This window comes from Bradyrhizobium sp. 63_E2_N1_3, from assembly GCF_052076005.1.
GTDB classification, from domain to species: domain Bacteria; phylum Pseudomonadota; class Alphaproteobacteria; order Rhizobiales; family Xanthobacteraceae; genus Bradyrhizobium; species Bradyrhizobium barranii.
Map to the genome: position 1 here is coordinate 6927104 of NZ_CP197235.1, position 22852 is coordinate 6949955.

Annotated in this window: 20 protein-coding genes; 11 read left to right on the forward strand and 9 right to left on the reverse strand. The window is 63.6% G+C overall.

The features are described from left to right. The first annotated feature begins 501 nt into the window (after positions 1–501). Positions 502–1341, forward strand: coding sequence for a formate/nitrite transporter family protein (locus tag AB7531_RS32940; protein ID WP_441280225.1), 840 nt, complete (start codon positions 502–504; stop codon positions 1339–1341). Between the two features lie 55 nt (positions 1342–1396). Beyond that, complete coding sequence (locus AB7531_RS32945) at positions 1397–3133, forward strand: bifunctional protein-serine/threonine kinase/phosphatase (RefSeq protein WP_063984798.1); 1737 nt, start codon at positions 1397–1399, stop codon at positions 3131–3133. 757 nt (positions 3134–3890) lie between these two features. Here AB7531_RS32945 and AB7531_RS32950 read toward each other — a convergent pair. Then, positions 3891–4808 (reverse strand): intradiol ring-cleavage dioxygenase, encoded by a 918-nt coding sequence (locus AB7531_RS32950; protein ID WP_063984799.1) that lies wholly within the window; start codon positions 4806–4808, stop codon positions 3891–3893. A 162-nt stretch (positions 4809–4970) separates the two neighbouring features. Between AB7531_RS32950 and AB7531_RS32955 the strand changes: the two genes are divergently transcribed. The 3 genes from AB7531_RS32955 to AB7531_RS32965 all read left to right on the forward strand — a co-directional run bounded on the left by AB7531_RS32955 (position 4971) and on the right by AB7531_RS32965 (position 9253). Next, entirely contained in the window at positions 4971–6245 is a 1275-nt protein-coding gene (locus AB7531_RS32955; RefSeq protein ID WP_063984800.1) for a serine hydrolase domain-containing protein, read from the forward strand. Positions 6246–6639: 394 nt separating this feature from the next. Continuing rightward, complete coding sequence (locus tag AB7531_RS32960; RefSeq protein ID WP_063984801.1) at positions 6640–8097, forward strand: sensor histidine kinase; 1458 nt, start codon at positions 6640–6642, stop codon at positions 8095–8097. A 22-nt stretch (positions 8098–8119) separates the two neighbouring features. Next, positions 8120–9253 (forward strand): mandelate racemase/muconate lactonizing enzyme family protein, encoded by a 1134-nt coding sequence (locus AB7531_RS32965; protein WP_063984802.1) that lies wholly within the window; start codon positions 8120–8122, stop codon positions 9251–9253. 18 nt (positions 9254–9271) lie between these two features. Here the strand turns inward: AB7531_RS32965 and AB7531_RS32970 are convergent, their stop codons facing one another. Together AB7531_RS32970 and AB7531_RS32975 are read right to left on the reverse strand one after the other, a co-directional pair. Next, complete coding sequence (locus tag AB7531_RS32970; RefSeq protein WP_187387772.1) at positions 9272–9550, reverse strand: hypothetical protein; 279 nt, start codon at positions 9548–9550, stop codon at positions 9272–9274. Positions 9551–9647: 97 nt separating this feature from the next. Then, positions 9648–11957: a TonB-dependent receptor gene (locus AB7531_RS32975; RefSeq protein WP_063984804.1), complete on the reverse strand. Its 2310-nt coding sequence runs from the start codon at positions 11955–11957 to the stop codon at positions 9648–9650. Positions 11958–12213: 256 nt separating this feature from the next. Here AB7531_RS32975 and AB7531_RS32980 point away from each other — a divergent pair, with 256 nt between their 5' ends. Both AB7531_RS32980 and AB7531_RS32985 read left to right on the forward strand, forming a co-directional pair. After that, the gene (locus AB7531_RS32980; RefSeq protein WP_063984805.1) at positions 12214–12876 is read left to right on the forward strand and encodes a response regulator transcription factor; all 663 of its coding nucleotides are present in this window, start codon (positions 12214–12216) and stop codon (positions 12874–12876) included. Next, positions 12873–14165 (forward strand): ATP-binding protein, encoded by a 1293-nt coding sequence (locus AB7531_RS32985; RefSeq protein WP_063984806.1) that lies wholly within the window; start codon positions 12873–12875, stop codon positions 14163–14165. Before AB7531_RS32980 ends, AB7531_RS32985 begins: the two co-directional genes overlap by 4 nt. 21 nt (positions 14166–14186) lie before the next feature. Here AB7531_RS32985 and AB7531_RS32990 read toward each other — a convergent pair whose 3' ends face one another. Continuing rightward, positions 14187–14918: a cytochrome c biogenesis CcdA family protein gene (locus AB7531_RS32990; RefSeq protein WP_085404442.1), complete on the reverse strand. Its 732-nt coding sequence runs from the start codon at positions 14916–14918 to the stop codon at positions 14187–14189. 207 nt (positions 14919–15125) lie between these two features. Further along, complete coding sequence (locus tag AB7531_RS32995; RefSeq protein WP_028152051.1) at positions 15126–15392, reverse strand: hypothetical protein; 267 nt, start codon at positions 15390–15392, stop codon at positions 15126–15128. Between the two features lie 482 nt (positions 15393–15874). On the opposite strand from AB7531_RS32995, the gene AB7531_RS33000 reads away from it, so the two are divergent. Together AB7531_RS33000 and AB7531_RS33005 are read left to right on the forward strand one after the other, a co-directional pair. Next, the gene (locus AB7531_RS33000; RefSeq protein WP_038943246.1) at positions 15875–16924 is read left to right on the forward strand and encodes a LysR family transcriptional regulator; all 1050 of its coding nucleotides are present in this window, start codon (positions 15875–15877) and stop codon (positions 16922–16924) included. Between the two features lie 25 nt (positions 16925–16949). Further along, complete coding sequence (locus AB7531_RS33005) at positions 16950–17321, forward strand: helix-turn-helix domain-containing protein (protein WP_014497036.1); 372 nt, start codon at positions 16950–16952, stop codon at positions 17319–17321. Between the two features lie 45 nt (positions 17322–17366). Here AB7531_RS33005 and AB7531_RS33010 read toward each other — a convergent pair whose 3' ends face one another. Continuing rightward, entirely contained in the window at positions 17367–17498 is a 132-nt protein-coding gene (locus AB7531_RS33010; protein ID WP_256376427.1) for a hypothetical protein, read from the reverse strand. Positions 17499–17717: 219 nt separating this feature from the next. On the opposite strand from AB7531_RS33010, the gene AB7531_RS33015 reads away from it, so the two are divergent. Then, complete coding sequence (locus AB7531_RS33015; RefSeq protein WP_063984808.1) at positions 17718–19067, forward strand: L,D-transpeptidase family protein; 1350 nt, start codon at positions 17718–17720, stop codon at positions 19065–19067. A gap of 176 nt (positions 19068–19243) precedes the next feature. After that, the gene (locus tag AB7531_RS33020) at positions 19244–20065 is read left to right on the forward strand and encodes an enoyl-CoA hydratase (RefSeq protein ID WP_063984809.1); all 822 of its coding nucleotides are present in this window, start codon (positions 19244–19246) and stop codon (positions 20063–20065) included. Between the two features lie 15 nt (positions 20066–20080). Here AB7531_RS33020 and AB7531_RS33025 read toward each other — a convergent pair whose 3' ends face one another. From AB7531_RS33025 to AB7531_RS33035, 3 genes are all read right to left on the reverse strand, one after another. Beyond that, positions 20081–20497, reverse strand: coding sequence for an ASCH domain-containing protein (locus AB7531_RS33025; RefSeq protein WP_063984810.1), 417 nt, complete (start codon positions 20495–20497; stop codon positions 20081–20083). Between the two features lie 38 nt (positions 20498–20535). Next, complete coding sequence (locus tag AB7531_RS33030) at positions 20536–21615, reverse strand: isocitrate/isopropylmalate dehydrogenase family protein (protein WP_063986573.1); 1080 nt, start codon at positions 21613–21615, stop codon at positions 20536–20538. Between the two features lie 132 nt (positions 21616–21747). Continuing rightward, complete coding sequence (locus tag AB7531_RS33035; protein WP_166089648.1) at positions 21748–22815, reverse strand: alcohol dehydrogenase; 1068 nt, start codon at positions 22813–22815, stop codon at positions 21748–21750. Positions 22816–22852 lie beyond the last annotated feature (37 nt).

The window sequence follows — 22852 nt, forward strand, 5'->3', positions numbered from 1 at the left end:
TCGGCTTGAATGATTCAAGCTTCATGCCAAGCCCGCCACTTCGAAAACTATCGAAAAATGAATGGGTTATTGATGCCGCGCCAGACTGTCGCAGGCTTGCTGCGCACGCGGAACTTGCGGATTGCTCATTCCTTGTGCGCCGCACAAATCTTATGCAGCGGCCCAAGCAAAAGGCCGTGCGTCCGCAAAAGTCAGCTGAACGCGCGCAGCATCCGTCTGATATCACTAGCCTTTTCTAACACGCCCATACGGCACGCAACTTGCTTCTTCACCGACGTCAACGAAGACTGCGGCTCGCCGCATTGTTGCAGCCTCTGGCGGCTGCATCCCGGAAGCTCAACTGCTTCGCGGCCCTCCCCGGCTCAGTCCTCGTGACGCGATTCCCAAGGCTTCCAAACCTTCCATAGCCCTCGTGCGGCAGAGCTGTCCGCACGGCCAATGATGTTCAGCTGCGCTCTCTCGGGCGTGTCGATCTCACTTACGAAGCAAAAGGAACCATTGATGTCGTATCTCGCGCCTTCGGAATTCGTCACCAAGATGGTGGATGCGGGCGAGTCCAAGATCTTCATGTCCACCCGGGATACTGCCATCCGCGCCTTCGTGGCCGGCGCCATCCTCGCACTCGGCGCATGGTTCGCCATCACCATCAACGTGAACACGGGCCAGCCGCTGATCGGCGCGATACTGTTTCCGGTCGGCTTCATCATGCTGTACCTGCTCGGCTTCGATCTGCTCACCGGCGTGTTCGTGCTCTCGCCGCTCGCCCTGATCGACAAGCGTCCCGGCGTCACTCTTGGCGGCGTGCTGCGCAACTGGGGCCTGGTCTTCGTCGGCAACTTCGCCGGCGCCTTCACCGTGGCCTTCATGATGGCCTTCGTGACGACGTTCGGCTTCACGCAAGACCCCGACAAGGTCGGAGCGGCCATTGGAAACATCGGCGAAGGCCGAACGCTCGGCTATGCCGCGCACGGCGCGGCCGGCATGGCGACGCTGTTCATGCGCGGCATGCTGTGCAACTGGATGGTCTCGACCGGCGTCGTCGGCGCCATGATCTCGACCTCGGTCCCCGGCAAGGTCATCGCGATGTGGATGCCCATCATGCTGTTCTTCTACATGGTGTTCGAGCATTCCGTCGTGAACATGTTCCTGTTCCCGTCCGGCCTGATGCTCCATGCCAAATTCTCGATCATGGATTATCTGATCTGGAACGAGATCCCGACCGTGCTCGGCAATCTCGTGGGCGGCCTCGCCTTCACCGGCATGACCCTCTACGCCACCCACGTCATGACCAAGCCGAAGCGCCAGGCCGGCAAGGCTGCGCCGACCCGCGTTGCGGCCTGATACGTCTCGACAGAGGAGCCTCGCCCGACCAGGGTGAGGCTCCCTTCGCCTGGTGATGACGATGACCCGCGGACTCCTGATCTCTGTCGGCCAGCACTCCGACAAGGGGCGCAAGCCCGTCAATCAAGATTTTCACGGCGTCCTGATTCCGGAAGAACCGCTGCTCAGCCTGAAGGGCATCGCGGCCGTTCTCGCCGACGGCATCTCGAGCAGCACGGTGAGCCAGATCGCCAGCGAGTCGGCGGTCAAGAGCTTCCTGATGGACTATTACTGCACGTCGGAATCCTGGACGGTGAAGACCTCCGCCCGCCGCGTGCTCGACGCGACCAATTCCTGGCTGCACGCGCAGACGCGCAAGAGCCAATATGCCTATGACCGCGACAAGGGTTATGTCTGCACCCTGACCGCCATGGTCATCAAGGCGACCACCGCGCACATCTTCCATGTCGGCGACTGTCGCGTCTACCGCGTCGCCGGCAAAGCGCTCGAGCAGCTGACCGACGATCATCGGATCATCGTGTCGTCGGAGCAGACCTATCTCGGCCGCGCGCTCGGCATCAATCCGCAGCTCGAGATCGACTACCAGACGGTCGAGATCGAGGCCGGCGACACCTTCATCCTGGCGACCGACGGTGCCTATGAATTCGTCGACCAGCGTTTTATCACCAGCGTACTCGGCGAGCACGCAGCCGGGCTCGATGGCGCGGCAAAGGCGATCGTCGAGGAAGCCTACCGGCGCGGCAGCGACGACAACATCACCGTCCAGATCCTGCGCATCGACGCGGTGCCGCAGCGCGAGCCGTCCGGTATCTTCAATCAGACGTCACAGCTGCCGCTTCCTCCGTTGCCGGAGCCGCGCGCGGTCTTCGACGGCTACAGGATTATCCGGGAAATCCACGGCAGCAGCCGCAGTCATATCTATCTCGCCGTCGATGTGGAGACCGAGGCGCCGGTCGCGCTCAAGCTACCGTCGATCGACTTGCGCGACAACGCCGCCTATCTCAAGCGCTTCCTGATGGAGGAGTGGATCGCGCGCCGGATCGACAGCCCGCACGTGCTGAAGCCGCTGTCACAGTCGAGACGGCGCAGCTACCTCTACGTCGCGACCGAATTCGTCGAAGGGCAGACCCTGAAACAGTGGATGACCGACAATCCGCGCCCCGACCTCGAAACCGTCCGCGGTATCATCGAGCAGATCGCCGCGGGGCTGCGCGCCTTCCACCGCATGGAAATGCTGCATCAGGACCTCAGGCCCGACAACATCCTGATCGACAAGACGGGCACCGCGAAGATCATCGACTTCGGGTCGGTCAGGGTCGCGGGCGTCGCGGAAGCCGCGCCGCGAGACGAGGCCGACGACATCCTGGGAACGGTCCAGTACACGGCGCCGGAGTACTTTCTGGGGCAAGGCGGCTCGCCGCGCTCCGACATGTTTTCGCTGGCCGTGATCTGCTACCAGATGCTGACGGGAAAGCTTCCCTATGGCACCCAGATCGCCAGGATCCGGCGCAAGGCAGACGTGCGGAGACTTCAATATCGCCCGGCCGGCGACGATCGCAACGTGCCGGCCTGGGTCGACGGCGCGCTCAGGCGCGCGCTCCATCCGGATCCCTACAAGCGGCACGAGGATCTGTCCGAATTCGTCTTCGAGCTTCGCACGCCCAATCCGGCCTATCTCGACACACGGATCACGCCGCTCTTGGAGCGTAGCCCGCTGATGTTCTGGAAGCTGACCACGGCAGCGCTTGCTTGCGCAGTCGTCGTGCTGCTGGCGCTGCTGCACGGGCGATAGGGCGCAGAAGGGCGCAGACGTCCACTTCTATCGGCCAAGTGGAACCATTATCGTTCGTCAGAGCATTGCCGCTGGTGACCCATATGCGACATCGGCCAAATAGCCCAAACATCGCGCGATTAGCCGGGTTTAAAGGTTGATTGCGGCTAGACGTTTTTGCGCTCGACTATGCCGTCGCGACGGCGTTGAATCCGCTACGCGGGCTCTTTTGTTTCAAGGAGGGAGGACCGAAAGGTGAAGACAACGATCATCGCACTTTGTGCCGCCGCTCTCATCGCCGCCGCACCAGCCGCGCTTGCGCAGGGTGTACCAGGCAAAGCAGTTGGTCTGCAGCATAAGATCTCTAAGAGACATCACCCGGGCGTCCCCGGCTACGCTCCGCTGCATGAGCTGCAAACAATGGGATCGAAGAAGGGCTATCCGGGAGCTTTCGGTTACGCGCCTAATGAACCCAGTCGTTTAGACAGAAATCTCGAAGCGTCCAGACAAGCTGGTGGTGGCGGCGGCGGTGGCGGAGGGAGTGGCATGTGAACCCACGCGCTGCACGAACAGGCGGTATCCGTCCTGCTTAATCGGGACGCTCCGGGGGCGTTAAGGCCGGCTCGCCTCGCGTCTTCTTTATGTTCGCAGTATGTTTGTTGTTGGCCCAACTCGGACATCCAGTGAGGTCCGCTGTTGCGCAGCTACCAGAAGCACAGCGGACGTCGCACGCGCCCTGACTACCGGGCGGCCGAATGTGCGCTCCAGCGCAGCGCCGTCACGCCGGCTCCTCCGCCTTCACCCCCAGCGGCTTCGGCGCCATGCCGCCACCGGGCTTGAGGTGGAATTCGTACGTCATCAAATGCCACTGCCCGTTTGCCTTGGAGCCGTCAGGCATCGCCGGGTCGTTGCGCGGCTCGACCTTGGCGACGAGGTCGTCCTTGACCCCGAACACCACGTCGGAATCGAGATATTTGTCGCCATCCATGAAGACGTGGGTGATCAGCGGCTCGTAGCCCTTGGCATTGACCAGGAAGTGCACGTGCGCGGGCCGCATCGGATGGCGCTTGGTCTGCATGATCATCTCGCCGACCGGGCCATCGGTCGGAATCGGATAGCTGCAAGGCAAAATGGTGCGGAAGAAGAAGCGGCCGTCGGCGTCGGTGATGAAGCGCGCCCGCGCCGAAGCGCCGACCTCGTCGTAGTTCGGCTTCTGTGAATCGTAGAAGCCGTCATCGTCGGCATGCCAGACGTCGACGGGAACGCCCGCAAGCGGCTTGCCCTTGAGGTCGGTGACACGGCTCTGCACGAACATCCGTTCGCCGGTCTGATTGTTCGGCGAGATGTCGGTGCCGTGCGCGGTCACCTTGTGCTCGCCGACATAGAAGGGCCCGAGCACCGTGGTCTGGGTCGCCCCCTCGCGGTCGCGGTGGTTGACCGCGTCGACCAGCATGGAGACCCCGAGCGCGTCGGAGAGCAGGATGAACTCCTGCCTTGTGTCGGTGCATTTGTGGCCGGTGCGGGTCAGGAAATCGATGGCGTATTCCCATTCCTCGAAGGTGAGACCGGTCTTGCTCACGTAATCGTGCAGCGACTTCACCAATTCCTGGAGCAGGAATTTTGCCCGAGGGTTCGGCGTATTGTCGAAGCTTTTGACGACGGCTTCGGTGAGTTCGGTCTCGTTGAACTGGGTCATGGTGCGTTTGCCCTGAGTTTTCTCGTTGGCCCGGGTGGGCTCCTTGGAGGCGTTCCACAGTGCAGCCTACACCAGCAGGCCCGGCCGCGTTAAGCGCAACCGGCTTGGAATGGGGCCGGCATTTCGCTATCAACTTTCCGACAAAACGCCCCGGAGGAACTGATGCTCGCCCCTACCCCCGCCTCGCCCGAATCCGTGGGCATGTCCAAGGCCGCGCTCGACCGCGTCGATGCGCATCTGAAGAGACGCTACATCGATGCCGGCCGCTTCCCGGGCACGCACCTGCTGGTCTATCGCCGCGGCAAGGTCGCCCACAGCTCGGTGCAGGGCTTTGCCGACGTCGAGCGCAAGGCGCCGGTCAAGGACGACACCATTTACCGCATCTATTCCATGACCAAGCCGCTCACCAGCGTCGCCTTCATGATGCTGGTCGAGCAAGGCCTCGTGGCGATCGACGAGCCCGTCGCCAAATACATTCCGGAATGGAAGGATCTCGGCGTGTTCGTCGCTGGCACCGCGCCGGCCTTCCTGACCCGGCCGCCGTCCCGGCCGATGCTGATCGTCGACCTGCTGCGGCACACCGCCGGTCTCACCTACGGCTTCCAGCAGCGCTCCAACGTCGATGCCGCCTATCGCACCGAAAAGATCGGCGAAGTCGAGAAAGCCGGCACGCTGCAGAGCATGATCGAGGCGCTGGCAAAGATTCCGCTGGAGTTCTCGCCGGGCGAATCCTGGAACTACTCGGTGGCGACCGACGTGCTTGGCTATCTCGTCGGCAAAATCTCCGGGATTCCCTTCGAGCAGTTCCTTAAAACGCGCATCCTCGATCCGCTCGGCATGACCGACACTGATTTTCACGTGCCGGCCGCCAAGGCGCATCGCTTCGCCGCCTGCTACTCCGCCGATCCGGGTGGCGGCATGACCTTCCATGCCGGCCAGCGCCGCGAGGGCCTGACGCTCCAGGACGACCCGACCAAGAGCTCGTTCCTGTCTCCGCCCTCGTTCATCTCGGGCGGCGGCGGACTATGCTCGACGGTCGCCGACTATCTCACTTTCTGCCGCGCGCTGCTCAATGGCGGCGAGCTGGGCGGCGTCCGCCTGCTCGGGCCGAAGACGCTCGCGCTGATGACGAGCAACCACATTCCGGGCGGCCGCGCGCTGCCGGAGGTATCGCGTTCGCTGTTCTCCGAAGCCACCTATAACGGCATCGGCTTCGGTCTCGGCTTCGCCGTGACCATGCGGCCGGCGGAGACGCTGATCGCCGGCAGCCCGGGCGAATATAATTGGGGCGGCGCGGCCACGACCTCGTTCTGGATCGACCCGGCCGAAGAGCTGATCACCATCTTCATGACGCAGGTGCTGCCGTCGAGCGCCTATCCGCTCCGGCGCGAACTGCGCAGCATGGTCTATGCCGCGATCACCGAGAGCAATCTCTGAGCTGCGTCTCAACAAGAACGGGCCCTCGCGATCGATCGCGAGGGCCCGTCGTTGCCTAGTGCATATGGCCGATCAGATAAATTCCGCCGCCGAGCACCAGAACGGCGGGCACGGCCCACAAAATCAGAACTGCGTCATGCTCCTCAGTTGGACGTGCAGACCTTGACGGTCTTCATGCCGCTTTCAGCCTCGGTGCGCGACTTGACGCCCACGACCGCGCTGCAAAATCCCGCTCTGACGCGCTCGCCGGACGCGAAAATCGTGGCGCGGTGCAAGTCTCACCCGTATGGTCTCCCCAAAATCATAATCCGGCGCCGCTGCGCTGGAACCGGGACGCCCGCGTTTGTCAAAGCTCACTCTGCCGGTCCGGCTCGCTCTTCTGGTCACGGGAACGATGTTGCCGCTGATCGTCTTTGCGGTGGGTATTGCCTATTCCAACTACCGCCAGGACCGCAGCGACGCGACACGACGCGTGCTGGAGACGGTGCGAAGCATGCGCCTCGTGCTCGATTCCGAAGTGCAGCGGATGACCGGCGGCTTGCAGGTGCTGGCGCTCAGCAACGCCCTGCAAAGCGGCGACTTCGACGACTTCCGCCGGCTGGCAACCGGGTTCATCAGCCAATATGGCGAGGACAGCGTCCTGCTGGTGGCGGACGGGAGCGGGCACCAGCTGTTCTCGACCGTCACGAGTGAAACGACAAACCTGCCACCCCGCAATAATCGCGAGATCGTCGAGCGGGTATTTGCGAGCAAGTCACCGCAATATTCCGACCTGTTCACCGGCTCGACCAAGAACCGACCGATCGTGACCGTCGAGGTTCCCGTGCTGCGCAACGATGAGGTCGTCTACGCGCTCTCCTTCAGCCCGCCGATCGCGACATTCCAGAAACTGGTCGAGCAGCAGCGGCCGAACGATCAGTGGACGGTGTCGCTGCTGGACACCAAGGGTCGGGTGTTCGCGCGCGCGCCCAATCCGGCCGAGACGTTCGGCAAGCAGGCCTCCGGCGCACTGAACGATGCGATGGCCCGGACCCCGGAGGCGACCCTCTCCACCGTTTCGCTCGACGGCGTCGCGCTGTCCTCCGCCTATACGAGATCGCGGCTGACCGGCTGGACGGTCGTGGCCGGTGTCGCCGAGAGATCGCTGATCGCCCCGCTCTGGCGCGACATCGCGATCACCAGCCTGATCGGCGGCATCCTGCTGCTGACCGGCCTGACCTTCGCGGTACGGATGGCGACCACGATCGCGCGCGGCGAGATGCTGCACAATCTGCTGATCGAGGAGCTCAACCATCGCGTCAAGAACACGCTGGCCTTGATGCAGGCGATCGCAGTGCAGACCTTCCGAAGTTCAAGCCGGGACGAGCGGACGAAGTTCGAGGGACGACTCGGTGCGCTCGCCGAGGCGCACAATCTCCTGAGCCAGGAGAAATGGGCGGGATCGGAGCTGAGGGATGTGATCGCGCGCGTGCTCCAGCCGTTCCTGCTGAGCAATCCCGGTCGCATCCGCATGGCCGGCCCCGCCGTGCCGCTGTCGCCGCGGCTCGCCGTGGTGCTGTCGATGATCGTGCACGAGATCGCCACCAACGCCGCGAAATACGGCGCGCTGTCGAACGAGACCGGCCGGGTTACGCTGGACTGGGAGGTCATCGCCGACACGCCGAAGCCCCGGCTGCGGCTGATCTGGAGTGAGATCGGCGGACCGCCGGTGACGGAGCCGGTGCAGCGCGGTTTCGGCTCGCGCCTGATCGAGCGCAGCGCGCGCGACCAGCTCGGCGGCGAGGCGACCGTCGACTTCCTGCCGCGCGGCGTCGTCTGCACGGTGACGTGCGTGCTGGACGAGGCGCGGTGAACGGATTGAAGGAACATCGGCGATGAAGATCACCAAGGTGCGCACGCACATCCTCGAAGCAAAGCTCTCGCAGCCCTTCGCCTATTCGCGCGCCTGGTACGACACGCGCACCGCGATGCTGGTCGAGATCGAGACGGATGACGGCCTGACCGGCTGGGGCGAATGCTACGGGCCGGCGCGGATGACGGCGGCGGTGGTGCAGAGCATCGCGCCCTGGCTGATCGGCGAGGATCCGCTGCGCACCGACGTGCTGTGGCAGATGGTCTACGCACGCTTGCGCGATCACGGCCAGAAGGGCGTCGTGATCCAGGGCCTGAGCGGCATCGACATCGCGTTGTGGGACATCAAGGGCAAGCATTTCGGCGTGCCAGCGCATCAGCTTCTCGGCGGCGCCGCGCGCAAGGAGATAGCGGCCTATGCGACCGGGCTCTACCGGCGCAAATCAGGCGATCCGCTCAAATACCTGCCGGAGGAAGCGGCCGGCTACGCCGCGGAAGGTTTCCGCGCCGTGAAGCTGAAGGTCGGCTTCGGCATCGCCGAGGATGCCGCGGTCACCCGCGCGGTGCGCGAGGCGATCGGCCCGGATGTCGCGCTGATGGTCGATGCGAACCACGCCTATGACGCAGTGGCGGCGATCCGGCTCGGCCGCATGATCGAGCGCTACGACATCGGCTGGTTCGAGGAGCCGGTGCCGCCGGAGGATGTCGCGGGATATCGCGCGGTGCGATCCGCGCTGACGATTCCCATCGCCGGCGGCGAATGCGAATTCACCCGTTTCGGTTTTCGCGACCTGTTCGCATCGCATGCGCTGGACATCGCCCAGCCCGACACCTGCGCCGCGGGTGGCCTCTCCGAATGCAAGAAGATCGCCGACATGAGCGAGGCGTTCGGCATCCGCTACAATCCGCATGTCTGGGGCACCGGGATCGCGATCGCGGCCTCGCTCCAGCTCCTCGCCGTGCTGCCGTCACACACGCCGATCTCGCTTGCGCCGATCGAACCGATGCTCGAGTTCGACCGCACCGAGCATCCGATCCGGCAGGCGATTTTGAAGGAGCCGATCGAGCACGAGAAGGGTTTCGTGCGGGTGCCTGACAGACCGGGGCTAGGTATCGAGATCGACCGCGAGGCGCTCGCGCGCTTCGCGGTTCAATAGAAAAAACGGTCGACACCGTTAATTCGGCGGCACGTCGATCGGAACGAGAAACGCGAAGCCATATTTGGCGTCCTCGCCGCGCGCCTCATCGATGCCGCGTCCAAGTTCCACCGCGGCAATCTCGGCGGGAAGCGCGAGCCTGACCTGTCGGACATGATCCGGGCACAGGAGAGGACGCCCACCTGAACGCATGCTCTCCAGTTCCTCGACGAACCAGGCTTCCTGCACGCGCGCCTTGGCGGATCGCAGTGAGCTGGCCGAGAATGCAAGAACCGGTCTCTGGTTGATCTCCAGCACGAAGCAGCGCTGTCGCGCCGCCTGTGCGGCGCGATTGCTCTTGCGTGCCGTCGACCTGCCTTCAGCTCGGCCACTCGCGCGTGTCATCTCAACACCATCAGAAGTTCGCCGTGGCTGACAATCTGAACACACGTGGAGACCCCGGCGTGATGTTGTTATTCCCGTCCGCGGTCGAATAGTACTTCCGGTCGAGGAGATTTTCGATGTTGAGCTGAGCCCGCCAGGTCTCGTTGAGCCTGAGGAACACAGCGGCGTCCACTCGCGTGAACTCCGGAATCAGGACGGTGTCGTCGGACGATGCGAAGAAGTTCGAGTAGTGGATCACACCGAGGCCCGCGGCCCACTGCTCCGTGAACTGATACTTGTTCCAGAGGGAAAAGGTAATGTACGGCACAAGTCCCACGCGGTTGCCGGCGACAATGGTCGCGGAGTTGTTGCTGGTGATCCGCGCATCCGTGTAAGCGTAGCCGCCCGTGATTTGCCAGGCGTCCGTCACGTAGCCGGTCAGAGACGCTTCGAAGCCGCGGGTCTTGGTTGCTCCGCTCAGAATGAAGAATCCCGCATTGTTGGGATCGGCAAAGCGCTGATTGGTCCGGTCCAGTTCGTAGATCGCCGTAGCGAACTGCAGGCTCGGGAAGATGTCGTATTTGAGCCCGACTTCCTTGTTCACGAACTTCTCGGGCGCTGCGATGGCCAGGCCCGGTGTCAGAGCGCTGAACTGGTCGCCGGCGCTCGGCAGATACGAGATGCTGTAGCTGCCGTAGATCGACAGGTTTTCGAGCGGCTTGAACAGGACACCGGCGCGTGGCGACACCAGATCATCGACTCGGTTGAGCTCGACGAATGTGCGGCGGTCTCGCGACGTTAGGTCGAAGTGATCGAACCGCACGCCGCCAATCAGTTCCAGATAGCGCGTGATCTCGACCTGGTCCTGGACGTAGACGGCGCCGAGATTGAGCTTGTAGGTGTTGTTGGCGTCGGTGCCCCCGTTATTGGCGAAAGTGACCGGAACGTACGATGTCGGATTCCTCGGATCGATCGTGATGGTCGACGATACGCCATTGAAGAGCCCGCTCTGCCGGTAGTTCAGGCCGTTCTGACGGCCCACCTCGGCGCCGAAGACGACGGTGTGACGAATTGGGCCCGTCCCGAACTTGTAGTTGAGATCGGTCTGGTTGAAGTAGTTCGTCCGGTCGGTCTCGTTATTGTATGCTTGCAGATTGCTCGAGGTTCCGGCGGCATTGACGGCACCGGAATTGGCTCCTCCGCCCGGATAGATGTTCTGGTAGAACTTGTCGTAGTTGGCGATCTGCGACGAATTCTTGATCGTCCACCCGTTCTCGAAATCGTGCTCGACGACAGCGGTTCCGATATCCACATCGGCGAGCGCATAGTTGAGGTTGGGGTTGCCGAAGAACGCAGACGGCGACGTATCGTAGGGATAGCGCGGGAAGGCGTTTCCGGGGCGGATCTGCGAAGGGATGCCGCGATCGACGGTACGCCGGTCGTGCAGATGCTCGTAGCTCAGCTTGACCGTCGTGGTGTCGTTCGGCGCAAAGGTCGCGGTAGGATTGATCGCCCAGCGTTCGAGGTTGACGAAATCGCGATAGCTCTGCGTGTTTTCGTACATCGCGTTGAGGCGGAAGGCCCAGTTCTCGTTGATCGCCTGGCCGACGTCGGTGGTCACGCGGGCGCCGGGATAGGAATTGCCGCCGACCGTCACCTCGCGAATGGTCGTACCGTCGGCCTCCTTGAGTACGCGGTTGACGACGCCACCGCCACCGCCGCGGCCGAAGATCATCGCGTTCGGCCCCTTCAGGACCTCGAGCCGCTGAATGTTGTAGAAGTCGCGAAAATACTGGACGTCGTCGCGGATGCCGTTTGTGTAGAAGTCGGCGTTGCTGCGCTGGCCGCGGATGACGAGGTCGTCACGATGCGATTCGCCCTGGTGATAGATCACGCCGGGCACATAGCGGGTCGCCTCGCCGATCGAGGTGAAGGCCTGGTCCCTGATGAAATCCTTCGTCAGCACCGTCACCGACTGCGGCACGTTGAGGAGAGCCGTATTGGTCTTCGTCGCGCTGGTCACGCTCCGCGTGACATAGCCCTTCTGGCCGGTACGCGCGTCCTGATTGTTGACGCTCGGCGGCTTCTTCTCGACCGGTGCGACGGTGGTCGTCCGGCGATTCGATCGCGCTGCGCGCGAGGCCGTCGCGGTCTGCGCCCGGCGGGCGCGCTGCTGCGGAGCGGAAACGACGACTGACGGCAAGGCTCCCGCCGCCTGCCCCTGCTGCGCAGAGGCCGGGCCGGCCTGCATCGTCAGCCCGCCAATGAATGACAGCGCTGCCGTCGTCGACAGCAGAAAACCACGCAACGCCTTACGGCCAGCCCAACAACCCAATTCCATCTGCAACGCCCCAAAACTTCGCGTGCCGCTCTGAAAGACGGCTTCGCGGTCCCAAACTGGGGCGCATCTGCAATGCGAAGAATTAGATGAGGATTAGATCGGATTTAGAATAGGTCGAGCCTCTCTACGCTCACGCCCAAATTTGTAAGAGTTCTAAATTGAGGCGCAGGCGGTTGACCATTTGGCCGCGGTGTCGAATGTGGCGCTTGGTGCTGCGACGCGCCACCACTCCAACACAGCGATTTTCCCTGAATCAATGCGCCTCCTGCTGATCGAAGACGATCCGATGTTCGGCAAGGCGCTCGTCCGCGGATTGAAGCGAAACGGAATGACCGTGGACTGGACCCGCGACGGACAGGACGGCTACGCCGCGCTACAACGCGCCGAGCACGCGATCACGCTGCTCGATATCGGACTGCCCGGCATGACCGGCTTCGAGATTCTCAAGGCCGCGCGCAGCAGGAAGGCTTCGCCCATCCTGGTGATCACGGCCCGCGACCGGGTCGAGGACATGGTCGCGGGACTCGATCTCGGCGCCGACGACTTCATCGTCAAGCCGTTCGAGTTGCGCGCCCTGCTCGCGCGCATTCGCGCGGTCATGCGCAGGGTCAACGACCGCTCCAATTCGCTGATGAGCAGCAAGGAGATCACGCTCGATCCATCGACCCATGTGGCGACCTTCCGCGGCATCCAGTCGACGCTTTCGGCGCGGGAATTCTCGGTGATGTACGCCCTGATGGAGCGTCCCGGAACCATTCTGTCGCGAGGCCAGATCGAGAGCCGGATCTACGGCTGGAGTGACGAGGTGCAGAGCAACGCCGTTGACGTCGTCATCCACGGCCTGCGCAAGCGGTATGGCAAGGACGTCATCCGGAACATCCGCGGTGCCGGGTGGATGGTCACAAAGTCCGGATCATGAGCTCTCTTCGCAAGACGATCATCACGCGTGCGACGCTGTTGCTGGCCGCCATCGGCCTCCTGGCGACGGCAACATCGTTCGGCCTGGTCGCCTATGAGATGAACAAGTTCCTCGACGCGCAGTTGCAGGAGATCGCCGTCAATGTCGGTCCAGGCGACCGCAACGGTGCGGGTCCGCTGCTCGAAGGCGAAGACGAGGATCAGTTGGTCGTCCGCATCTGGGATCGCTCCGGCGCGCTGCTGCATCGGGCGGGTCCTCCGATCGACATTCCGTGGCAATCAGTGCCGGGATTGTCCGACGAGATCGCCGACGGGCAGGATTGGCGCGTCTATCGCTGGAGCCACGCGCAGCACGATATCCAGATCGCGCAGGCGTGGAGCGCCAGGCACGAGATCGCGCTGCACGCGGCGACAGGCGCCGCGCTTCCGCTGCTGCTCGCCATCCCGCTGGTCTGGGCCGTTCTGGGTTGGTCGATCAGCCGCACGATGAGCGGTCTGCAACGGCTGTCGGCCGAAATCGGCCAGCGCAGCGTCGATGCGCAGGAGCCCCTGCGTCCGGTGGGCGTACCGGCGGAAGTGGCTCCCCTGATCGTTGCCATCGACAAGCTCGTCGATCGTCACCGGTCGGCACTCGAAGCGCAGCGCCGCTTCGTGGCGGACGCGGCGCACGAACTGAGGACACCTCTGGCCGCGCTCCAGATTCAAGCGGAAAACCTGATCGCCGCGGATCTGTCCGGACAGACTCGCGAGCTTGCCGACGAACTTCGGGACGGCGTGCGGCGCGCATCGCATCTGGCGAGCCAGTTGCTCGAAATGGCCAGAACGGAAGGCGCCTCGATCCGGAAGCGCGACGACGTCGATCTTGCCGCGCTCGCGACCTCGTTGCTGGCGGACTTCTATCCGCTGGCTGAGGCGCGCAACGTCCAGCTCGCGATGACGGCGGAGACACCGTGCAGGTTCCTCGGCGATCGCGACGCGATCGGCAAGCTCATCGCCATCCTGCTGGACAACGCCATTCGCTATTCAGGCTCAGGCGGCTCCGTGGAACTCAGGGTCGTCAATGACGGCAAGATTTGCGCGCTGGAGATCGTCGATGACGGCCCAGGCATTCCCGAGGATGCAATGCCGTTCATCTACGACCGCTTCTTCAGGGCTGCGCCCCAAGGCGTCGAGGGGACCGGGCTTGGTCTTGCGATCGCCAAATCCACCGCCGACCGGCACGGCTTCAGGCTGATCATCAGAACCGGAGCGGCGCGACCGGCATCGTCGCGCATGTCCGGTTTGACCTGACTGCCGTACCAACAGCGTGAGCTAACCGATCGTCTGCAGCGCCGGAAACGTCTCGAGCAGCCAGATGCTGACATTCGAGACCGTGCCGGTGAGGAAGCCGATGCCAGTGATCACCATCAGGACGCCCATGGCGCGCTCGACATTGACGAGCTGGCCCTTCATGCGCGCGAACAGCTTCGAGAACTGCTCGATCATCAGGGCGGCGATCAGGAAGGGAATGCCGAGGCCGGCCGAATAGACTGCGAGCAGGCCCGCCCCCTTCGTCACCGTCGCCTCCGCCGCGGCGATCGAGAGGATCGCGGCGAGGATCGGGCCGATGCAGGGCGTCCAGCCGAAGGCGAAGGCGAGGCCCATCACATAGGCGCCCCACAGGCCGACAGGCTTGGGCGCGGTCAGGCGCCCCTCGCGCATCAAAAGGCCGATCCGCGTCAGTCCCAGGAAGTGCAGGCCCATGATGATGATGACGATGCCGGCGAGGATCGACAGCTCGGCCGACCAGGCACGAATCAGCCCGCCGATCAGCGAAGCGCTGGCGCCGAGCGCCACGAACACCGTGGAGAAGCCGAGCACGAACAGGAGCGCCGACATCATGATGGCGCGCTTGGACGCCGAGGCCGGCTCCTTGTTCTCGACATGCTCGATCGTGGCGCCCGTGAGATAGATCAGATAGGGCGGAACCAGGGGCAGAACGCAAGGAGAGAGGAAGCTAACGAGGCCGGCAATCAGGGCCGCCGGGATCGAGACATTTTGCATGATGCAGTCGGAGCCATCTCAGGCTCTTTGGCCGCGCACCGGGAATGCGCGCGGGCGGGAGCCGAACCGGCTCTGGTGTAGCCGATGCCGGGGAATGCGCACAACAGAGGCGCACGAAACCAGGCTCCTCCCGATGCCGTCTGCGATCACAGATGCGGCATCGGGACGCGCACAAACCTCGCCAAAAAGCGAGACTCGGCGGCGCGGCTACTTCACCACGCGGAGCAGCGGACGCCGGGGCTGGTCCTGCGTCTGCTTGGAGGGGGGCTGCGGTTCGCTTCCAGCGCTCCGCAACATTTCGTCGCACAGCGCCTTGAGATCGGCACTGTCAATTCCTTTGAGCTTCATCCGCACGTCGAGGATGACGATAGACAGCAGCTCGGCCGACTCGCGGTTATTGCTCTCGTTGAGAACCTTGCGGCACTCCTCAAGCGTTTCCAGCACCGACTGCAACTGTTCGTCTGAATGCGACACCGGCGTTCTTTCCGTTAGTTCGGCCTGCGAGACGTGTTTGTGGAAATCCCCTCGGCCCCCATGGGATACCGAGAATAACACGAGGCGCCGACGCCTCCGAACATGATTTCAGTATGATTTTGCCGGGAAACCGTGGCTCCCGCGAACATCGACCCGCTGCGCGGGACGCCATTATCGTCGTGGCCGGGACTCGAACGCGCGGCACTGGATGATCGACCCATTCCGCGCGGCGACAGCTCGCGCGCAAGGACTTCCGTGACGGAAAACGCCGACAATCCTGCAGCCATTTCAGGGCTCGCAACGGAACTCACGCCACACCCCTCATTCCAACGTTGGTCGGCCGATTCGATTCTCAGCCTTAGTAACACTCGGATACCGCCCACGAGGCAGTAACGATGGCGTTCAAAAGTCGCCGTTCCCCAACCCGCAGTGGTTGTGGTTTGCGCCCAATTCTGCCAGTTTAGCAACCCGAAGGGACTTGTATGCACTCCTTGGCGGAAAGGGGCGTTCCACAGGAGGAACGCCCAAAGATCAACATCAGCGGCCTCTCCGATTGGGATGCGGCCCGCATATTCCTGGAAGTCGTTCGATGCGGCAGTTTTCGCTCGGCGTCTGAACGCCTGTCGCTGTCGATCAACGCCGTCCGCCGCCGGATTGATGATTTCGAGCGCCAGACCGGCACCACCCTGTTCACCCGCGACGTCCACGGCACGCATCTGACCGATGAAGGTGCACTGGTGGTCTCCGCAGTCGAGCGCATGGAGGCGGCCGCCTTCGACGTGCTGCGCACCAGCGATTCGACGGCCAACGCCCTGTCCGGCGAAGTTCGCGTGGCCGTCACCGAGGGTCTCGGGACGTTCTGGCTCGCCCCGCGGCTGGTCGAATTCCAGCAGGCCTATCCGAAGATCCTGGTCGACTTGCATTGCGCGATGCGCTCGGCCGATGTCTCTCGTCACGAGGCCGACGTCGCCATCCATCTGTCGCGTCCCTCCGCGCTCGACGTCAAGCTGGTGCGGCTCGGCCGCATGCACCTGATGTTCTGGGCTTCGGAAAAATACCTTGAAAAACACGGCACGCCGCGCTCGGCGCTCGAATTGATCAAGCACCGCCTGGTGCTGCAATTCGCCGACCAGCTTGCCGCCAAGGAAACCTTCGAGAGCTTCTTCCCAGGCGTTCCGGAACGTGACCTGCTGGTCATGAAGACCAACGTCTCAAGCGCCAATTATTGGGCGGTCGCGAATGGCGCCGGCATCGGCGTATTCCCGAGCTACGCCATTGCGCTTGGCGGGAAGTTGATTCCACTGGAGGTCGAGCTGAACAGGCCGCTGGATATCTGGTTGTCCTACCACCCTGGTAGCGGCCGGATTCCACGCGTGCGGCACATGATTGACTGGCTGATCGAAGCTTTCAATCCGGCGCGATTCCCGTGGTTTAAGGAAGAGTTCGTGCATCCGCATGAATTCAAGGACGAGTATATGGGCGAACCCCTGACCCAGCTCTTCGGGGGATTTTCAACCGAAGAACAAAGGTGAGAGTATGAAAGCAGCGGCGAAAAGAATGAAGCAGCGCAGCGCCGGCAAGCCGGACATTGAGCTTGGCAAGCGGATCCGTCTGCGGCGCGTCGAGATGAAGATCTCGCAGGCCGAGCTCGGCGAGAAGCTCGGCGTGAGCTTCCAGCAGGTCCAGAAATACGAGAAGGGCGTCAATCGCGTCGGCGCGGCTCGGCTTCAGCAGATCGCCACCGCCCTCGATGTGCCCGTGACCTTCTTCTATGACGGCGACAACAAGGCGCGCGAAGTCGAGAGCCTGCTGTTCCTCGATTCCGCCTTCAGCCTCCGCCTGCTGCGCGCCTACAGCAAGATCAAGGACCAGACGGTGCAGCGTCAGCTCGTCTCGCTGATGGAATCGATCGCAGCGAACGAGGCCTGAGCCGATCGGGCTCTGACCTTTACGGCCGATGTTCAATCCGCCGCGTCACGGGGGCGCGGCCGGATTGAACGAGACCCAGTCCGCGCGCTTGCGCGCGGCTCTCCTTTCGGGGCGGCCAAGCCGCCCTTTTTTCTTGCGGATTTCTTGCTGCGGATTTCCCGGCAATTTGCCCGCCATTGTCGCGGATTTCGCGAACCGATCCCGCCCCTGCCGCGACCCAATCGAGACGCCCCGCCTCGAACGCGCGGGCTTTCGACTGCCGCCCTTAATGGGACCTCAACTCCGGGGCTCTAGCTTCCCGCCGATTTTTGCGAATCGGCGCACGCAGCGCGGCGAGCGGGAATTGCCAATGCGAGCGCCCGTCCGGGCCTCGTCCTCGTGGGGAAAATGGGACACATGTCGAAACGCCATGCGATGATCGTTGCCGTCGGCGTGCTCGCGAGCGCCTCCGCGCTGGCGCAAACCGAAACCACGGGACAGGCAAACCCCAGGCCGGCAACGGCGGCCGGTACGGTGCCGGCAGCGGCGAACCCGGCCCATGCTGCCGCGCCGAAGGCCACCGCACCCGCTTCGACGGCGGAGAGCCGCTCCGCCGCGGCGCTCGCGCTGACGCACGAGCCAACCTATGACGAGGGCTCGGCCCAGCGCATCAAGGATGCCGCGCTTAGCTACTCCGATCTTGCCGTACGCGGCGGCTGGCCGACCATCCCTGCCGATGCCAAGTTCGCCCTCGGCGTCCAGGGCGCCAGCGACGAGCTGCTGCGCAAGCGACTAATCCTCTCCGGCGATCTCGCCGCCGACAAGGCGACCGGCGCCCTCGACCAGGATCTCGCCGACGCTGTAAAACGCTTCCAGGCCCGCCATGGACTGGCGCCGACCGGCACGGTGACGCCTCGTACGCTCGCGGCGATGAACGTCTCCGTGCAGAAGCGCATCCGGCAGCTGGAGGCTTCGCTCCAGCGGCTCGAGAACATGAATTTCGGCTTCGGCCAGCGCTATGTCGTGGTCAACATTCCCGCTGCCTTTGCCGAAGCGGTCGAGAACGATGTTGTGGCGCGGCGCTATCGCGTGATCGTCGGCAAGACCGAAAAGCCCTCGCCGACCCTGACGGCCCAGATCACCAGCGTCGTGCTCAATCCGACCTGGACGGTGCCGTCCTCGATCGCCAAGACCGAGATCTCGGCGCATATGCGCAAGGATCCGACCTATTTGTCGCGCATGCACATGGAGGTGCTCGACGCCCACGACAATCCGATCGACCCGCATTCGGTCGACTGGTCGGGCACGCACACGCCGAACTTCACCGTGCGCCAGCACAACGGCACCTTCAACGCGCTCGGCGCGGTGAAGATCGACATGCCGAACGCCTATTCGGTCTATATGCACGACACCAACCAGCGCAACCTGTTCAGCGACGACTACCGCTTCGATTCCCACGGCTGCTCGCGCGTCGACAATGTGCGCGATCTCGCCGCCTGGCTGCTGAAGGACCAGCCGAAATGGAGCCGCGCCGCGATCGATGCGGAGATTGCGGGCGGCCAGCACCTCGAGGTCGCCATGGCGAAGAAGGTGCCGGTGGCCTGGATTTACCTCACTGCATGGATGACCAAGGACCAGACCGTCCAGTTCCGCAACGACGTCTATAATCAGGACGAGCAGTTGCTGGAGGCCACCGCCGAAGAGGCGGCGTTTTTCAGCAATGCCGGCAGCCATCCCCTGACCGCGCACATGCACGCAACGCAGTAGAGCATGATCCGGAAAAGTGTGCAGCGGTTTTCCGAAAAGATCATGCTCAAGGAATAGCCGCTTCTCGCGCCATGCAATCGCGGCACAGGCGGATGCAGAGCCGCGTCCCTCGTCGCGGTTGACCCGGGCCGCGCCCCGGCCGCACATTGCGCCCGGCCTACGACAGCGAGCGCGCAATGCCTGACATTTCCAGCACGACCGAAACACCCCATGCCGACGGCAAGATCCTCAAGCAGGTCATCGACGGCGTCGGCGTGATCACCTTCAACAATCCCGACAAGCGCAACGCGATGTCGCTGGAGATGTGGGAGGGATTTGGCGAGGCGCTGACGAGCCTGCGCGATGACGAGACGGTGCGCGTCGTGATCCTGCGCGGCGCAGGCGGCAAGGCATTCGTCTCCGGCGCCGACATCAGCCAGTTCGAGAAGACCCGCCACAACGCGGCGGCGTCCGAGGAATATGCCAGGCGCAGCGCCGCCCAGCGCGCGCTGCTCGCCGACTATCCCAAGCCGACCATCGCCTGCATCGAGGGCTTTTGCCTCGGCGGCGGCATGCAGGTCGCGATGCTCGCCGACATCCGCCTCGCCGCGCATGGCAGTCAGTTCGGCATTCCCGCGGCAAAACTCGGCATCGCCTACGGCTATGACGGCTTGAAGCATCTGGTGTCGCTGGTCGGTCCGTCCTGGGCACGGCTTCTGATGTACACGGGCATGCGGATCGATTCCGCCGAGGCGCTGCGCATTGGCCTCGTCGAGCGCTTGTTCCCGATCGACGAGTTGTGGGGTGAGACGATGACGATCGCGCAGACCATCTCCGAGAACGCCCCGCTCGCGATCAAGGCCGCCAAGATCACCATCGCGCAGGTGTTGAAAGACGAGAGCCAGCGCGACCTGGAGGCGATCAAGGCGATCGGTCACGCCTGCATGGACAGCGCGGATTTTCGCGAGGGCCGGCAGGCCTTCATGGAAAAGCGCAAGCCGCAGTTTACGGGCAAGTAGCCTCGGCGACCGGGCTCAGCAAGGCGCAGGCGCCTGATCACCAAACACCTCGATCAGGCGGAAGCGCTCGCACATCAGCATCATGTCCTCGCTGAATCGTCCGAGCCGGCCGAAATAGGTCCGATGGGCGCTGCGCCAATAGGCGAGGCTTCGATCGCCTTCGCCCTCATCGTGCGCAAAGGTGGCATCGACTTCATTAAAGCGCCGATAGGTGATCTCGACGGATTCGATGACGCAGCGCGGTTCTCCGCGCCCGTTGAGTACGACCCAGCGCTCACCCGGCGTCGACGTGTTCGGTTCGTCTTCCGTGCTGCAAGTCGCGGTCTTGACGCCCTTGACGACGAGTTCGACCAATTCATCCGCGAGCGCAGGATTGTCGCCGAAGGCGAAGGTCCTGAGGTGCCGATAGTGCTCGGGAACCGGATTGCTCATTGACTTCCGGCTCCTCCGATATCGACCGCCTGCGGTAACTACAGCGCAGCGAGCACCGCTTTCGTAATGTCAGCCGTGCCGTTGCTGCCGCCGAACTCCATCGGCTTGATGCCGCCGGCGTAGATCTGGTCCACCGCAAGCTCGATCTGCTCGCCGGCTTCTGCCGCGCTCTCGACGCCGTGCTTGTCGGCGAGCCAGTCCAGCATCATCGCCGCCGACAGGATCATGCCGGTGGGATTGGCCTTGCCCTGCCCCATGATATCGGGTGCGGTGCCGTGGCAGGGCTGGAACACGGCATATTTGTCGCCGATGTCGGCGGACGGCGCCATGCCGAGGCCGCCGATCAGGCTCGCGGTGATGTCGGAGACGATGTCGCCGAACATGTTCTCCATCACCATCACGTCGAAATCCCAGGGACGCTTCACCAGCATCGCCGAGCAGGCATCGACATAGAGCCGGTCGGTCTTCACGTTCGGATGCTTCTTCTCGATCTCGTCGAAGATGCCGCGGAAGAACGCAAAGGCCTTGAACACGTTCGCCTTGTCGACGCAGGTCAGCATCCCCGGCTTGCCGCGCGCCTTGCGCCGCTCGGCGAGCCGAAACGAGAACTCGAACAGGCGTTCGGAGGTCTTGCGCGTGATCACCATGGTCTCGCGCGCGTCCTCATGGGTGACGACGCCCTTGCCCATCGAGGCGAACAGGCCTTCGGTGGATTCGCGGATCACGACGAGATCGATGCCGCGCTGGTCGGCGCCGACGATCGGGCTCGGCACGCCCGGAATGAGCCGCGCCGGGCGCACGCCGGCATAGAGATCGAAGATGAACCGCAGCTCGATCTGTGGCGCGATCTCGGTATTATCGGGATAGCGCACCGACGGCAGGCCGCAGGCGCCGAGCAGGATCGCGTCGGCCTCCTCGCAGAGCTTGATAGTGGAATCCGGCATCGACTTGCCGGTCGCGAGATAATTGTTGGCGCCGGCGGGCGCCTCGGTGAAGCGGAAGCTCAGGCCGGACTTCGCCTCGATCTTGCGCAAGACTTCGATGGCCGGTGCCATGACTTCGGGACCGATGCCGTCACCGGCGAGCACGGCAATGTGGAAGGCGTTGTTTGCGGACATGGCGGTTCCTGCGTGAAGAAAGGCGTGGCTCGTCATTGCGAGGAGCGAAGCGACGAAGCAATCCAGACTGTGTCCGCGGACGGATTTCTGGATTGCTTCGCTTCGCTCGCAATGACGACGGAGAGAGTGAGACTACGGCGTCAGCACCGTGCGACCGACCACCGCGCCCTGCTGCAATTGCACCAGCGCGTCATTGGCCTTGTTGAGCGGCTGACGCGTCACCGGGATCGGCGGCACGTTCTTCGCGCGCACGAGGTCGAGCAGTTCCTGCGTCTCGCGCAGATTGCCGACATAGCTGCCCTGGATCGTCACCGCCTTGATCGGGATCAGCGGCAGCGCCCAGGTCGCGCCGCCGCCGAACAGGCCGACGATGACGAGCTTGCCGCCCTTGGTCAGGCAATCGAAGCCGAGTTGCGTGGTCGCGGCGTTACCGACGAGATCGATCACGGCGCGGATCGGCCCGCCCGCCTTTTTGGCAAGCTGCTCCAGCGCATCCGGCGCCTTGGGATCGACGGTCGCGAGCGCGCCGGCCTTTTCGGCGGCCTCGCGCTTCCTGGCGTCGATGTCGACCATGATCGCGCCCTTGCCGCCCATTGCCTTCAGCAGCGACAGCGCCATCAGGCCAAGACCGCCGGCGCCGAACATCACGATCGGCGTGTCAAAATGCTGCTCGACCTTCTTCAGCGCGCTGTAGGTGGTGACGCCCGAGCAGGCGTAGGGCGCCGCCGAGGCGGGATCGAGCCCCTTCAGGTTGAGCAGATAGCGCGGATGCGGCACCAGCATGTGGTCGGAATAGCCGCCGTCGCAATAGACGCCGAGCGAGCGCGGCGTCAGGCACATGTTCTCGTCACCGGCCAGGCACGTGGCGCACTTGCCGCAACCGATCCAGGGATAGACCAGGCCGACATCGCCGAGCCTGAGATCGCCCTGGTCGGTCGGCTTCACGTCGGGGCCGAAGGCTGCGATTTCGCCGACCGTCTCATGACCCATGGTCAGCGGCAGATTGATACCGCGGTCCTTCAGCGACAGCGGCTTGCGGCCGTGGCCGAGATCGTAGCCGCCTTCCCAGATGTGGAGGTCGCTGTGGCAGACGCCGGCGGCCTTCACCTTGATCAGCACCTGCGTGCCCGACGGCTGCGGCGTGGCCTCGTCGAACTCCTGCAGCGGCGCCTTGAAATCGGCGACCTTGAAACTCTTCATCGGCGTCCTCCCGGCATACTTCTTTGTCGTCGCCACC